General features: G+C 61.1%; 11 protein-coding genes. 2 read left to right on the forward strand and 9 right to left on the reverse strand.

The features are described from left to right. Positions 1-2 precede the first annotated feature (2 nt). From ACZRN6_RS28210 to dibA, 6 genes are all read right to left on the reverse strand, one after another. Entirely contained in the window at positions 3-983 is a 981-nt protein-coding gene (locus ACZRN6_RS28210) for a sulfate/molybdate ABC transporter ATP-binding protein (RefSeq protein WP_177042302.1), read from the reverse strand. Between the two features lie 3 nt (positions 984-986). Further along, positions 987-1,859: a sulfate ABC transporter permease subunit CysW gene (cysW, locus tag ACZRN6_RS28215; protein WP_322142732.1), complete on the reverse strand. Its 873-nt coding sequence runs from the start codon at positions 1,857-1,859 to the stop codon at positions 987-989. Between the two features lie 13 nt (positions 1,860-1,872). After that, complete coding sequence (cysT, locus tag ACZRN6_RS28220) at positions 1,873-2,691, reverse strand: sulfate ABC transporter permease subunit CysT (protein ID WP_076015547.1); 819 nt, start codon at positions 2,689-2,691, stop codon at positions 1,873-1,875. A gap of 197 nt (positions 2,692-2,888) precedes the next feature. After that, positions 2,889-3,899, reverse strand: coding sequence for a sulfate ABC transporter substrate-binding protein (locus ACZRN6_RS28225; RefSeq protein WP_322142731.1), 1,011 nt, complete (start codon positions 3,897-3,899; stop codon positions 2,889-2,891). Positions 3,900-3,975: 76 nt separating this feature from the next. Further along, positions 3,976-4,158 (reverse strand): sulfur starvation response protein OscA, encoded by a 183-nt coding sequence (gene oscA / locus ACZRN6_RS28230; RefSeq protein WP_003170956.1) that lies wholly within the window; start codon positions 4,156-4,158, stop codon positions 3,976-3,978. A 301-nt stretch (positions 4,159-4,459) separates the two neighbouring features. Continuing rightward, the gene (gene dibA / locus ACZRN6_RS28235) at positions 4,460-6,370 is read right to left on the reverse strand and encodes a phosphodiesterase DibA (protein WP_322142730.1); all 1,911 of its coding nucleotides are present in this window, start codon (positions 6,368-6,370) and stop codon (positions 4,460-4,462) included. A gap of 166 nt (positions 6,371-6,536) precedes the next feature. On the opposite strand from dibA, the gene desA reads away from it, so the two are divergent. Further along, the gene (gene desA / locus ACZRN6_RS28240) at positions 6,537-7,721 is read left to right on the forward strand and encodes a delta-9 fatty acid desaturase DesA (RefSeq protein WP_322142729.1); all 1,185 of its coding nucleotides are present in this window, start codon (positions 6,537-6,539) and stop codon (positions 7,719-7,721) included. A gap of 375 nt (positions 7,722-8,096) precedes the next feature. Next, the gene (locus ACZRN6_RS28245) at positions 8,097-9,095 is read left to right on the forward strand and encodes a GGDEF domain-containing protein (protein ID WP_322142728.1); all 999 of its coding nucleotides are present in this window, start codon (positions 8,097-8,099) and stop codon (positions 9,093-9,095) included. A 120-nt stretch (positions 9,096-9,215) separates the two neighbouring features. Here ACZRN6_RS28245 and ACZRN6_RS28250 read toward each other — a convergent pair whose 3' ends face one another. The 3 genes from ACZRN6_RS28250 to gabD form a co-directional block, all read right to left on the reverse strand. Continuing rightward, positions 9,216-10,424, reverse strand: a complete 1,209-nt coding sequence (locus ACZRN6_RS28250) for an HDOD domain-containing protein (RefSeq protein ID WP_464009356.1) — start codon at positions 10,422-10,424, stop codon at positions 9,216-9,218. Positions 10,425-10,561: 137 nt separating this feature from the next. Beyond that, complete coding sequence (gene gabT, locus ACZRN6_RS28255) at positions 10,562-11,839, reverse strand: 4-aminobutyrate--2-oxoglutarate transaminase (protein WP_322142726.1); 1,278 nt, start codon at positions 11,837-11,839, stop codon at positions 10,562-10,564. A 182-nt stretch (positions 11,840-12,021) separates the two neighbouring features. Next, positions 12,022-13,464 carry an NADP-dependent succinate-semialdehyde dehydrogenase gene (gene gabD / locus ACZRN6_RS28260; RefSeq protein ID WP_155585418.1) on the reverse strand — a complete coding sequence of 481 codons (1,443 nt, stop codon included), beginning with the start codon at positions 13,462-13,464 and terminating at the stop codon, positions 12,022-12,024. Positions 13,465-13,628 lie beyond the last annotated feature (164 nt).

Here is a 13,628-nt window from a genome sequence, read left to right on the forward strand (position 1 = left end):
TCTTAGGCTTTCTGCCAGACCTTGGGCTTGAAGAACAACGTCTCGCCCCGCGCCAAACCGGTCAGGCTGTCGTGATCCTTCACCACTTCAGCCTCGATCAGCTCGCTCTGGCCTTCGACTTTCAACGTCACCCGAGTGGTCGCACCCAGCGGGCGAATATCGCGTACTTCAGCCGCGTGGTGGTCTTCCAGCTCATGGCGCGACAGCGACACTTCATGCGGACGGAACAGCACGTGCTTGTCTTCACCCAAATGCAGGCGGTTGGAGTCACCGAGGAAGTGATAAACGAAATCGCTGGCCGGGTTTTCGTAGACTTCACCCGGTGAGCCAATCTGCTCGATCACGCCCTTGTTCATCACCACGATGCGGTCCGCCACTTCCATGGCTTCTTCCTGGTCGTGGGTCACGAACACCGAGGTCAGGTTGATGTCTTCGTGCAGGCGCGCCAGCCAGCGGCGCAGCTCTTTACGGACCTTGGCATCGAGGGCGCCGAACGGCTCATCCAGCAGCAGCACTTTAGGTTCTACCGCCAGGGCGCGAGCCAGGGCGATACGCTGGCGCTGGCCGCCGGAGAGTTGTTCCGGGTAGCGATCCGACAACCAATCAAGCTGCACCATGTTCAGCAGCTCGTGGACTTTTACCGCGATCTGGCTTTCGGTGGGGCGCTGGTTTTTCGGCTTCATGCGCAGGCCGAACGCGACGTTGTCGAACACCGTCATGTGGCGGAACAGCGCGTAGTGCTGGAACACAAAGCCGACGTTGCGATCACGCACATCGTGGCCGGAGACGTCTTCACCGTGGAACACGATGCTGCCGTCATCCGGGGTTTCAAGACCGGCAATGATGCGCAGCAAGGTGGTCTTGCCGCAGCCGGACGGGCCCAGCAACGCCACCAGCTCGCCACTCTGGATGTCCAGATTGATGCTGTTCAGGGCCTTGAAGGCGTTGAAGTTCTTGCTGACATTACGGACTTCGATCGACATGACTTATTCCTCACCGGCGCTTTTGCGCAGGCGGTTGATACGGTTCTCGCTCCACTGCTTGAGCAGCAGGATGAAGAGCGCCAGGATCAGCAACAGGCTCGCAACGGCAAACGCGGCGACGTGGTTGTATTCGTTGTAGAGGATCTCGACGTGCAGCGGCAAGGTGTTGGTCACGCCGCGAATGTGGCCGGACACCACCGACACCGCGCCGAACTCACCCATGGCCCGCGCGGTACACAGCACCACGCCGTAGATCAGGCCCCACTTGATGTTGGGCACGGTGACGTGCCAGAACATCTGCCAGCCGTTGGCGCCCAGCAGGCGCGCGGCCTCTTCTTCCTGGGTGCCTTGTTCCTGCATCAGCGGGATCAGCTCACGGGCCACGAACGGCACGGTGACGAAGATCGTCGCCAGCACGATGCCCGGCAAGGCGAACACGATCTGGATGTCATGGTCTTGCAACCACGGGCCAAAGAAGCCCTGGGCGCCGAACATCAACACATAGACCAGGCCGGCGATCACCGGCGATACCGAGAACGGCAGGTCGATCAGGGTCACCAGGATACTTTTGCCACGGAACGAGTACTTGCTCACGCACCACGCGGCGCTGACGCCGAACACCACGTTGAGCGGCACCGAAATTACCACGGCGATCACCGTGAGTTTCAGCGCCGACAGTGCGTCCGGCTCAAGGATCGCGGTGAAGAACGCACCCAGGCCATTCTTCAGGCCTTGGGACACCACGATAAACAGCGGCAGCAGCAAAAACAGCGCAAAAACCAACCAGCCGAGGCTGATCAGGATGCGCCGGGATACGGCACTGCCACGGCGGGCAGCGTTCGCCGACGAGGCGGCGGAAATAGACGATTGGGACATGTTCCGCGCCTCCTTATGGGGTTTCGATGCGCCGCTGCAACAAGTTGATCAGCAGCAGCAGGACAAAGGAAACCACCAGCATCATGACGCCGATGGCGGTAGCGCCGGTGTAGTCGTATTGGTCGAGCTTGACCATGATCAACAGCGGCAGGATCTCGGTTTTCATCGGCATGTTGCCGGCGATGAAAATCACCGAGCCGTACTCACCCACACCTCGTGCGAAGGCCAACGCAAAGCCGGTCAACCAGGCCGGCAGCAACGCCGGCACCAGGATGTAGCGGAACACTTGCAAGGGCTTGGCGCCGAGGCAGGCGGCGGCTTCTTCGATTTCCCGGGGGATGTCGGCCAATACCGGCTGCACGGTACGCACCACGAATGGCAGCGTGACGAAGGTCAGCGCCAGGGTGATACCCAAGGGGGTGTACGCGATCTTGAAGCCCAGGTCGGCGGCAAACTGGCCGACCAGGCCGGTGGGCGTGTACAGCGCGGTGAGCGCGATACCGGCAACGGCGGTGGGCAGGGCGAATGGCAGGTCGATCATTGCATCAATGATCTTGCGGCCAGGGAAGGTGTAGCGCACCAGCACCCAGGCCAGCAGGGTTCCGATGATGCCGTTGATGATCGCCGCGCAAAACGCGGTGCCGAAGCTCAGTTTCAACGCCGCCAGCACACGGGGTGCGGTGATGATGTTCCAGAACTGATCCCAGGTGAGTTGAGCGGCATGTACAAACATCGCCGCGAGGGGGATGAGTACGATCAGGCTGAGGTACACCACGGTGTAGCCCAGCGTCAGCCCGAAGCCGGGTATGACGGGGGAAATACGACGCGACATAAGAGTCCTTGGTTAGCGGGTAGATACCACTGTAGGAACGAGCTTCTGTGGGAGCCGGCTCTTCTGTGGGAGCCGGGCTTGCCCGCGATAGCATCACCTCGGGGTGTCAGCCACACCGCAGTGATGCTATCGCAGGCAAGCCAGCTCCCACACAAGCCAGCTCCCACAGAAAGGCGCGCTCCTACAGGTAGTTTGGCTTACTGCGCCGAGTAGATCTGGTCGAACACGCCACCGTCATTGAAGAATTTCGGTTGGGCAGTTTTCCAGCCGCCGAAGTCTTTGTCGATAGTCACCAGGTCCAGTTTCGGGAACTGCTGGGCGTATTTGGCGGCGACTTTTTCATCGCGTGGGCGGTAGAAGTTCTTCGCCGCAATCTCCTGGCCAGCCGGGCTGTACAGGTGCTTGAGGTATTCGGTGGCGATCTCGGTATTGCCCTTTTTCTCGGCGTTCTTGTCGACCACGGCCACTGGCGGCTCGGCGAGGATCGACAGCGAAGGCACGACGATGTCGAACTTGTCGGCGCCGCCGTCTTCTTTCAGGGCCAGGAAGGCTTCGTTTTCCCAGGCCAGCAACACGTCACCCTGGCCATTGTTGACGAAGGTGATGGTCGAACCGCGCGCGCCGGTGTCGAGGATCGGCACGTGCTTGAACAGCTCTTTTACGTATTCCTGGGCCTTGGCTTCGCTGCCACCGGCTTTCAGGCCATAGGCCCAGGCAGCCAGGAAGTTCCAGCGGGCACCGCCGGAGGTTTTCGGGTTCGGGGTGATCACGGAAACGTCTTTCTTGATCAGGTCGCCCCAATCCTTGATGCCTTTAGGGTTGCCCTTGCGCACCAGGAACACGATGGTCGAGGTGTACGGGGTGCTGGCGTCCGGCAGGCGGGTTTGCCAGTTTTCCGGCAGGGTCTTGCCCAGTTTTGCGATTTCGTCGATGTCGCCGGCCAGCGCCAGGGTCACGACGTCGGCACGCAGGCCGTCGATCACTGCGCGGCCTTGCTTGCCCGAACCACCGTGAGACTGTTGGATCTTGACGGTGTCACCCGGGTGCGACTGCTTCCAGAAGCTGGTGAATTCAGCGTTGTAGTCCTGGTACAGCTCGCGAGTCGGGTCGTAAGACACGTTGAGCAGTTCGTAATCCTTGGCAACAGCGGAACCGGCAAACACGGCACTGGCCAGTGCTGCCAGGGCATAACGGCGAATCGACGACATAGAAGGCTCCTGAAATTCTTGGGTGTTGGCTTTTTTCTTATAGTTGCGGGTCTTGCAATCGAATCGCCGATCTTGTTCAGCTCGGTTTGTTGCCCGGGTTCTGCAAACGGAATTTTTCTTTGCGTTCGATCTGGACTACCTGGGCGTTGTGCACAGTGATTTCCACCGCACCAAACCGCAGATCGCGCAGGGCGCTCTGGATCTCGCGCAAAATGGCTGCTTCGTCCTGGCCGTCAACGCTACGTAGAGATGCGCTCATGGTGGTGCTCCTGAAATGAGAAGTGCCTCGCAGTGGCGGCACTGCTTGCGGCGTGAGGGCGATAGTAGATAAGCGCGGATATTCTTAAAAATACTATTTAAGAATGTTTATATAACCAGAAAGAATTTTCTGACGGGGGCGAGGGGTTGCAGCGGTTTTCAGGATGAAAATACTCATGCATGGCTGCACAAAACCCTGTGGGAGCCGGGCTTGCCCGCGATGGCGGTGTATCAGCCAACAGGGATGTCGCCTGTGATGGCCTCATCGCGGGCAAGCCCGGCCCACATTGACCGCGTTGTGTCTAACGAATCGCAGGCGCCTTAGCCCAATCCAGCTCACTGGCCGGCATCGGCCGACCAAACCAGTACCCTTGGCCCAGGTCGCACTGCTGCTCCAGCAGAAACCGCGCCTGCTCAACCTGCTCGATGCCCTCGGCATGCACCTGCATGCCCATGCTTTGCGCCAACGCAATCACCACGCGCACGATTGCCGCGTCATCCTCATCCCACGGCAACCCGGCGACAAACCCCTGGTCGATCTTGAGCTTCTGCACCGGCAAGCGCTTGAGCCGCAGCAGCGATGAATAGCCGGTGCCAAAGTCGTCAATTGCCAGGCGCAGGCCAAGCTCGCGCAAGCGGTGCATTTGCTCCAGGGCCACTTCCGGGTCTTCCATCACCGCGCTTTCGGTAACTTCCAGCTCTAGAAACGCCGGGTCCAGCCCCGTGTCGTGCAGCACCTTGGCCACTTGCTCGTACAGCTCGCGCCGGGCGAACAATCGGCTGGACACATTCACCGCAAGAAACGTAAGCGGCGCGCCGTCGGCCAGCCACTGGCACATCTGGCGACAGGCCTGGTCCATGACCCAGGCGTCGATATCGGCAATCTGCCCGGTACGCTCGGCAATCGGGATGAACTCCGCCGGCGACACCAGCCCGCGCTCCGGGTGCTGCCAGCGCACCAAGGCTTCGACACCGATCAGGCGGCTGTTTTGCAAATCGTGCACCGGCTGGTAGTACACCCGCAGTTCCTGCTGCTCGAGCGCGCGGCGCAGTTCGCCGGCTATTTCCACCCGGTGCTGGGCGTGGGCAGTCAGTTCTTCGGTGTACAAGGCGTAGCCTTCGCGGCCGGCGCTCTTGGCCTTGAACAGCGCAGAGTCGGCGTTGCGCAGCAGTTGTTCGGCGCTCTGGGCATCGCTGGGGAACAGGCTGATGCCAATGCTGGCATTGATAAACAGTTGATGACCATCGAAGATGAACGGCTCTTTCATCGCATCAAGGATTCTTTGCGCCAACGCCGCGGCCTGGACCAGCTGTGGGCAACTTTCCGCCAGCACCGCGAACTCGTCGCCACCCAGGCGCGCCAGGGTCACGCCGGGGCCGAACAGGCCTTGCAGGCGTTCACCGACGGCCTTGAGCAACTGGTCGCCGACGTTATGGCCGAGGCTGTCATTGATGATCTTGAAGTGGTCAAGGTCGAGCAGCAGCAAGGCGCAACCCCGTTTATGGATCTGCGCCGAAGCCAGGGCCTGTTCGGCGCGGTCGGTGAACAGCAGGCGGTTAGGCAGGTCCGTCAGCGCGTCGTGGTGGGCCAGGTGCGCCAACTCGTGCTCGGAGTGCTTGATGGCGCTGATGTCGGAGAATACCGCGACGTAGTGACTGAGCTGATCCTGCTCGTCGCGGATCACCCGGATGGTCTGCCACTGGGGGTATATTTCGCCGCTTTTGCGGCGATTCCAGATTTCGCCGCTCCATTCGCCGTCGCGTTCCAGGGTCTGGAACATCTGCTGATAAAAGCCCGCCGAATGGCGGCCGGACTTGAACAGGCTCGGTTGGCGGCCCATGACGTCTTCGCGCTGGTAACCGGTGATTTCGATAAAGGCCCGGTTAACATGAACAATCAACCCCTTGGCATCCGTGACCAACACCCCTTCGCGGGTGCAATCGAACACGGCAGCCGCCTGGCGCAGGCGCTCGCGGTTTTCCTTCAGCGGCTGCTGGATCAGGTTCGCCCGGGCAAAATGCGCGCATAGCAGGTAGATCGCCAGGGCACTGAGGCTGACCCACAGGTAACCGCGCATCTGAAGCCAGCGGCCCAGCTCCACGGGTTCATCGATAAAGTTGATCAATACCTGATGACTGAGCTGAATCCACACAATCGAAACCAGCAGGTACATCAGCCCGACACGCAGGGCACCTCGGTATGAAAACAGCATATGCTCAGTAATCCTTACTAAAAAACCAAATTCGCCCTACAAAGGCTACGGATTATAGAATAAGAAACATCCAGTCACTCCTATCTGAAAGGGCGGCTGGTTTTATCTGTAGGCTTAGTGATAATGCGCAAGCTGGTTTTTTCTTTATCTGAGGGCCATACAGCCTATGTGGTACAACGGTTTTCTTGACTTGTCGGCCTGGCAACTGGTTGCAGTCACCCTGTTGATGACCCACGTGACCATTGTCGGGGTCACGGTCTATCTGCACCGCTATTCAGCCCACCGCTCCCTGGAGCTCAATGCTGGCCTGAAACACTTCTTCCGCTTCTGGCTGTGGCTCACCACGGCGCAGAACACCCGCGAGTGGACTGCTATCCACCGCAAACACCACGCCAAATGCGAAACCGTCGACGATCCCCACAGCCCGGTGATCAAAGGCTTGTCCACCGTGCTGCGCAAAGGCGCCGAGCTGTACCGCGCCGAAGCCGAAAACCCCGAGACCCTGCGCATCTACGGCAAGAACTGCCCGGAAGACTGGATCGAGCGCAACCTGTATACCCGCTTCCCGCTGCTGGGTGTGGCGATCATGGGCGTGATCGACCTGCTGCTGTTCGGCACCATCGGCATCACCATCTGGGCGATCCAGATGATGTGGATCCCGTTCTGGGCCGCCGGCGTGATCAACGGCCTGGGCCATGCCATCGGCTACCGCAACTTCGAATGCCGCGACGCGGCGACCAACCTGATCCCGTGGGGCATCATCGTGGGTGGCGAAGAGCTGCATAACAACCATCACACCTACCCCAACTCCGCCAAGCTGTCGGTGAAGAAGTGGGAATTCGACCTGGGCTGGGCCTGGATCAAAGTGTTCAGTTTCCTGCGCCTGGCCAAGGTGCAACGGGTGGCGCCAATCGCCCACCGGGTCGAAGGCAAGGGCCACCTGGACATGGACACCGCCATGGCGATCCTCAACAACCGCTTCCAGATCATGGCCCAGTACCGCAAGTTGGTGATTGGCCCGCTGGTCAAGCAGGAACTGGAGAAGGTCGACCACTCGGTGCGCCACCAATTCCATCGCGCCAAGCGCCTGCTGTCGCGGGAAACCAGCCTGCTGGATGACCGCCATCACGTGCGCATCCAAAGCCTGCTGGAACACAGCCAGGCCCTGAAGGTGATCTACGAGAAGCGCCTGGCGCTGCAACAGATCTGGCTGAAAACCAGCACCAACGGGCATGACATGCTGGCGGCGATCAAGGAATGGGTACACGAGGCCGAGGCCAGCGGGATTCAGTCCCTGCGGGACTTTGCCCATCAGTTGAAGACCTATTCGCTGCGCCCCGCCGCAGTCTGACACGGCTGTAGCGCGCCGATTTTTTGTGGCAGGGGAGCTGCTGTGGCGAGGGAGCTTGCTCCCGCTGGGCTGCGTAGCGGCCCCAAAATCTTGGGAGCGCTGCGCACTCCAGCGGGAGCAAGCTCCCTCGCCACAGCAAGCTCCCTCCCCACAGCAAGCTCCCTCCCCACAGCAACCTCCCTCCCCACAGCAAGCCCCTCACCCCGATAAGCTCGCGCCTACAGGTTTCTGGCGCCATTTCTTGGTCGCCTCAAATCGACGCCGATAACGGAACTTCGCTGCAAATTCCCCCTCTCAAACAACACTTCGCCATCCCGGCGGCCCTTGTTGTGACCGCTGCCCGACCCTGCGGCACGCCCAGAGAGAATTGTGCCGATGGTCCACGAAAAGACCTTCTCCGATACCCCCGTCCACGACCAGCCACGACCCGCAGCCGCCGCTACGTTGCTGGCGCTGATGCATGCCCAGGGTGAAGTGGAACGCTTGAGTGAACGCGAGCAACTGCTGAGTTCATTGCTGGTCAGTGTGAATGCCGTGCTCTGGGCCATGGAATGGGAGACGCGGCGCGTGCTGTACGTCAGCCCGGCCTATGAACGGGTTTTCGGACGTACGGCGGGCATGCTGCTGGCCGACCACCGGGAATGGCGCAACAGCATTCACCCCGAAGACCTCGACTACGCCGAGCACAGCCTGGCCCAGGTGCTGCACAGCGGCGCCGTGGAAGACCGCGAATACCGCATCATCACCGCCGACGGGCAGATCCGCTGGCTCAGCGACAAGTGCTACATCAACCAGCATGCCGAACCCGGCCAGCCGGTAATCGTGGTGGGCATGGCCGAGGACATCACCGAAAAGAAGCAGCTGGAGCTCGAGCTGCATCGCCTCGCCACCACCGACGTACTGACCCGCAGCAGCAACCGCCGTCACTTCTTCGAATGCGCCCACCACGAGTTCGAACGCGCGTGCCTGCAGGGCACGCCGTTGGCATTCCTGCTGCTGGACATCGATGACTTCAAGGTCGTCAACGACACCTACGGCCACCTGGAGGGCGATCAGGTGCTGCAGCGTATCGCCGAATGCGGTCGAGGAGTTCTGCGCCGTGGCGACCTGTTCGGGCGCATTGGCGGCGAAGAATTTGCCGCCGTGCTGCCCGGTTGCGCACCGGGGATGGCAATGCAGGTAGCCGAACGCCTGGGGCACGAGATTGCGCAACTGCGCTTCAGCCATGAAGGTGAGAGCTACGCGGTCACCGTCAGCCAGGGTTTGGCCAGCCTGACTGCCGAGGACGCCCACGTCGACAGCCTGTTCGCCCGCGCCGATGCGGCCATGTACGAGGCCAAGCGCCAGGGCAAAAACCGCGTGCTCGCAGGCTGACGCTACACGACTCCCTGTGGGAGCCGGGCTTGCCCGCGATGCAGGCACCTCGGTGTGTCAGTTGTACCGAGATGACGCTATCGCAGGCAAGCCAGCTCCCACACTGGCCCGCATCGCCTGCTAGGTTTTGCGCATACGTGTCAATTCCGGCAAACCCACCTTGAGCAAGCGTGCCGTCTTGCCTTTCGCCAACACCTCCACGCCTTCATGCTCGGTCAGCCGCGCCAGTTGCGCCGCCAGGTTCACCACCAGCGCCTCCCGGGAATACACCCCGCCCTCCAGCGAATAAATCGCCGCGATCAACTGGCGTAGCTCCAGCGGCAAGCGCCAGCGGGTGCGCAGTGCCGAGCCATAGGCCGCACCGAAGGTGTAGAGGGACTCGCCAATCAGTTCGTCATCCAGTTCGCCGCCGCCCTGCAGCCAGTCTTGCAGGCACCGCAGCAAGGCCAGGTCGCCGAGGCGATGGAGGATGCCGGCGCTGTAGCAGCGCTCGTGATCCAGGTCGAGCATCCGCGCCAGGCTGCGGGCGTAGTCGGCGGTGTGCTGCGACAGCTGCCAGTAACGCTGGGCGTAATCCTTGAGGCTCGGGTCGCTCAGTACCACGTTGTGCTTGAGGGCAAGCCCCAGGATCAGGTTCATGCTCTGCCCGGCCGCCAGCTTGTGCAGGGCCATGGGCAGGGTTTGCACCGGCGAGCCGTGATGGCCGGCACTGTTGGCGGCGGCGATCAGCACGGCGGTGATTTGCGGGTCGATGCGCACCTGTTCTTCCAGGCGCTTGAGGTCCAGGCCTTCCGGTTGCAGGCTGTGCTGCACCGCAGCCTTTACGTCGACTCGCAGCGGCGCGCCGTCGGACGCTTCGCGGCGGCGCTCCAGAAACACCGCCAAGGTCATGCCCGGCGCCAGGGCCGGGACTTCGCAATACACCGTCTCACCTTCGTTCAGCAGCAAGTCTTGCAGGCGCTGGGTCAGGCTTTCCATGTTCAGGGGCTTGGTCAGGTACGCCGTGGGCGCCAGGGGCAAGGCTTCGCGCACGCTGGCGCTGTCGTTGCGGGTACTCAGCAGGATAAACGGCAACAGTGGCGAACGCCGTTGCTGGCGCACACTGCGCAACAGGCTCAGGCCATCGACGCCGGGAAGCTCCCAGTCGGCGATGATCAGGTCATAGGGTTTCTCGCGCAGCAGCTCGGCGGCACGCTGGCCATCGGCGCACACATCCAGCCGTGCGTCGCAGCGCACATTCAACAGCACCTGCTTGAGCAAATCCCGCGACCAAGGGTCGGCCTCGGCAATCAACACACGGGGTACAGCCGGTAAATCAACAGCAGTCATCCAGCACGCTCCATCGGCAATACCAGCACCTTAGACAAAGGAGCCGCCTGCGTACATGAACAAGCGCTGAATACCGTTCATCGGGCATAAAAAAACCCGCCGAAGCGGGTTTTTTTGTCGATCAGGTCAACATTCGATCACAACTCGCAGAAGCACTCTTCGATGATCGCCAAGCCTTTGTCCAACTGCTCGTCCGGCGAGGTCAGCGGGACCAGCACACGCAACACGTTGCCGTAGGTGCCGCACGACAGCAGGATCAAGCCTTTGTCGCGTGCCTTGGCCACCACAGAAGCCACTGCTGCAGCGTTCGGCTTGTGGCTGTCGCCATCTTCGAACAGCTCGACCGCGATCATCGCGCCCAGGGCACGCACTTCGCCGATCACCGGGTACTTGGCCTGGATAGCTTTCAGGCCGGTGACCAGGCGCTCGCCGACAGCTTTGCAGCGGTCCAGCAGGTGTTCTTCTTCAAACACTTCCATCACGGCCAGGGCCGCGGCGCAAGCGATCGGGCTACCGGCGTAGGTGCCGCCCAGGCCACCTGGCGCGATGGCATCCATGTATTCAGCCTTGCCGCACACACCGGCCAGCGGGAAGCCGCCCGCGATGGATTTGGCGAAGGTTGTCAGGTCGGCAGCAACGCCCATCTGTTCCATGGCGAAGAAGGTACCGGTGCGGCCGGCGCCGGTTTGCACTTCGTCGGCGATCAGCAGGATGCCGTGCTTGTCGCACAGTTCGCGCAGGCGCTTCATGAAGGATTTAGGCGCAACGTAGAAACCGCCTTCGCCCTGCACCGGCTCGATGATGATGGCAGCGATATCACGCGGCTCGGCATCGTTTTTGAAGATGCGTTCGATGCTGGCGATGGAGTCATCATCGCTCACACCGTGCAGTTCGTTCGGGAACAGCGCACGGAACACGCCGCCTGGCATCAGGCCCATGCCGGCCGAGTACGGTACGACTTTACCGGTCAGGCCCAGGGTCATCATGGTGCGGCCGTGGTAGGCGCCGGTGAACGCGATTACGCCGGCGCGGCCAGTGGCAGCACGGGCGATCTTCACGGCGTTTTCTACCGCTTCGGAACCGGTGGTGACCAGCAGGGTTTTCTTGGTGAAATCACCTGGCACCTTGGCGTTGATCTTTTCGCACACTTCAACATACGGCTCGTACGCCAGCACCTGGAAGCAGGTGTGGGTCAGCTTGTTGAGTTGCTCGGTCACGGCCGCGATAATTTTCGGGTGTACGTGACCGGTGTTCAGCACAGCGATACCGCCGGCGAAGTCGATGAACTCGCGACCTTCAACGTCGGTCACGGTGGCGTTCTTCGCCGATTCGGCGAAGATCGGGTGAATCTGGCCAACACCGCGCGGTACAGCGGCTTCGCGGCGTTTCATCAGGGATGCGTTGGTCTTGCTCATAAAGTCCTCATTCGCCACTCATCGGGTGGCGTGGTCCAAGGAATACGTGGCGGGGAGGCAACTACGGCAGCATGCGATGATCGACTGCCACAGCTTTCCCGGCCACTACGAATAACGGTGTGAAACACGCAAAGGGACAGCGCTCTCGTGCCCTTTGCGTTTACTGCAATCTCGCGCCGGGCTTAGATGCCCAGGCAGAGGTATTTGATTTCCAGGTAGTCCTCGATCCCGTACTTGGAACCTTCACGGCCCAGGCCCGACGCCTTGATGCCGCCGAACGGCGCCACTTCGTTGGAGATCAGCCCGGTGTTGACGCCGACCATGCCGTATTCCAGGGCTTCGGCCACACGGAACACACGACCCAAGTCGCGGGCATAGAAGTAGGAAGCCAGGCCGAACTCGGTGTCGTTGGACATCGCGATCACTTCGGCTTCGTCTTTGAAGCGGAACAGCGGCGCCAGCGGGCCGAAGGTTTCTTCCTTGGCCACGGCAGCATTCTTCGGCACGTTGACCAGGATGGTCGGCTCGAAGAAGTTGCCTTCCATCACCTTGCCACCCGCCAACAGGGTTGCGCCTTTGCTCAGGGCATCAGCGATATGCTCCTGAACCTTGGCCACGGCCTTCTCGTCGATCAGCGGGCCGGTGGTGGTGCCTTCTTCCAGACCGTTGCCGATCTTCAGCTTGGCCACCGCCACTTTCAGTTTCTCGGCGAACGCGTCGTACACCGAATCCTGAATGTACAGACGGTTGGCGCAGACGCAGGTCTGACCGTTGTTGCGGTACTTGGAAATGATCGCGCCTTCGACGGCCTTATCCAGGTCGGCGTCGTCGAACACGATGAACGGCGCGTTGCCGCCCAGTTCCAGGGAGACTTTCTTGATGTCCTTGGCGCATTCGGCCATCAGCTGGCGACCGATTTCGGTGGAGCCGGTGAAAGACAATTTACGCACGATCGGGTTGCTGGTCAGCTCGCTGCCGATATCGCCGGCGCTGCCGGAGACCACGCTGAACACGCCTTTCGGGATGCCGGCACGCTGGGCCAGTTCAGCCAGGGCGAACGCGGAGAACGGGGTTTGCGACGCAGGCTTGAGCACCATGGTGCAACCGGCGGCCAGGGCCGGGCCGGCTTTACGGGTAATCATCGCGGCCGGGAAGTTCCACGGCGTGATGGCGGCGGTAACGCCGATCGGTTGCTTGATCACGATCAGGCGCTTGTCCGGCTGGTGGCCGGGAATCACATCACCGTAGACGCGCTTGGCTTCTTCGGCGAACCACTCGATGAACGACGCGGCGTAGACGATTTCGCCCTTGGCTTCGGCCAGCGGCTTGCCTTGCTCCAGGGTCATCAGGCGAGCCAGGTCGTCCTGGTTCTCGATGATCAGTTCGAACCAGCGACGCAGCTTGTTGGCGCGGTCCTTGGCGGTGAGTGCACGCCAGGCCGGAAGGGCCTTGTCAGCTGCTTCAATGGCGCGACGGGTTTCGGCGGCGCCCATTTTTGGCACGGTACCGAGAATTTCGCCGGTAGCGGGGTTATTGACCTTGATCGTTTGACCGTTGTCCGCATCGACCCAAGCGCCATCAATGAAGGCTTGCTGGCGGAACAACTGGGTGTCTTTGAGCTGCATGTCGGCTTTCCTTAACAGCACCGCGCACGCGCGGAGCGAATTAGAGTTGTTGAAAGGCGCCTTTAAGGCTGCCGTCAGGGAAATCATTCACTGGGCGCAAGCACGTAAATGGCGCACGTAAGGGCAAATGTGCGGTTCAGCACCCAGGCAGGAGCGTTTGAAAT

Source organism: Pseudomonas sp. A125 (genome assembly GCF_055409485.1).

Excerpts from the sequence above, each read along its gene's own strand:
- ACZRN6_RS28245 (WP_322142728.1), top strand. The coding sequence starts at position 8,097 with ATGGTCCACGAAAAGACCTTCTCCGATACCCCCGTCCACGACCAGCCA.
- oscA (WP_003170956.1), bottom strand. The coding sequence starts at position 4,158 with ATGAGCGCATCTCTACGTAGCGTTGACGGCCAGGACGAAGCAGCCATT.
- desA (WP_322142729.1), top strand. The coding sequence starts at position 6,537 with ATGTGGTACAACGGTTTTCTTGACTTGTCGGCCTGGCAACTGGTTGCA.
- dibA (WP_322142730.1), bottom strand. The coding sequence starts at position 6,370 with ATGCTGTTTTCATACCGAGGTGCCCTGCGTGTCGGGCTGATGTACCTG.
- ACZRN6_RS28250 (WP_464009356.1), bottom strand. The coding sequence starts at position 10,424 with ATGACTGCTGTTGATTTACCGGCTGTACCCCGTGTGTTGATTGCCGAG.
- cysW (WP_322142732.1), bottom strand. The coding sequence starts at position 1,859 with ATGTCCCAATCGTCTATTTCCGCCGCCTCGTCGGCGAACGCTGCCCGC.
- gabD (WP_155585418.1), bottom strand. The coding sequence starts at position 13,464 with ATGCAGCTCAAAGACACCCAGTTGTTCCGCCAGCAAGCCTTCATTGAT.
- ACZRN6_RS28225 (WP_322142731.1), bottom strand. The coding sequence starts at position 3,899 with ATGTCGTCGATTCGCCGTTATGCCCTGGCAGCACTGGCCAGTGCCGTG.
- gabT (WP_322142726.1), bottom strand. The coding sequence starts at position 11,839 with ATGAGCAAGACCAACGCATCCCTGATGAAACGCCGCGAAGCCGCTGTA.
- cysT (WP_076015547.1), bottom strand. The coding sequence starts at position 2,691 with ATGTCGCGTCGTATTTCCCCCGTCATACCCGGCTTCGGGCTGACGCTG.
- ACZRN6_RS28210 (WP_177042302.1), bottom strand. The coding sequence starts at position 983 with ATGTCGATCGAAGTCCGTAATGTCAGCAAGAACTTCAACGCCTTCAAG.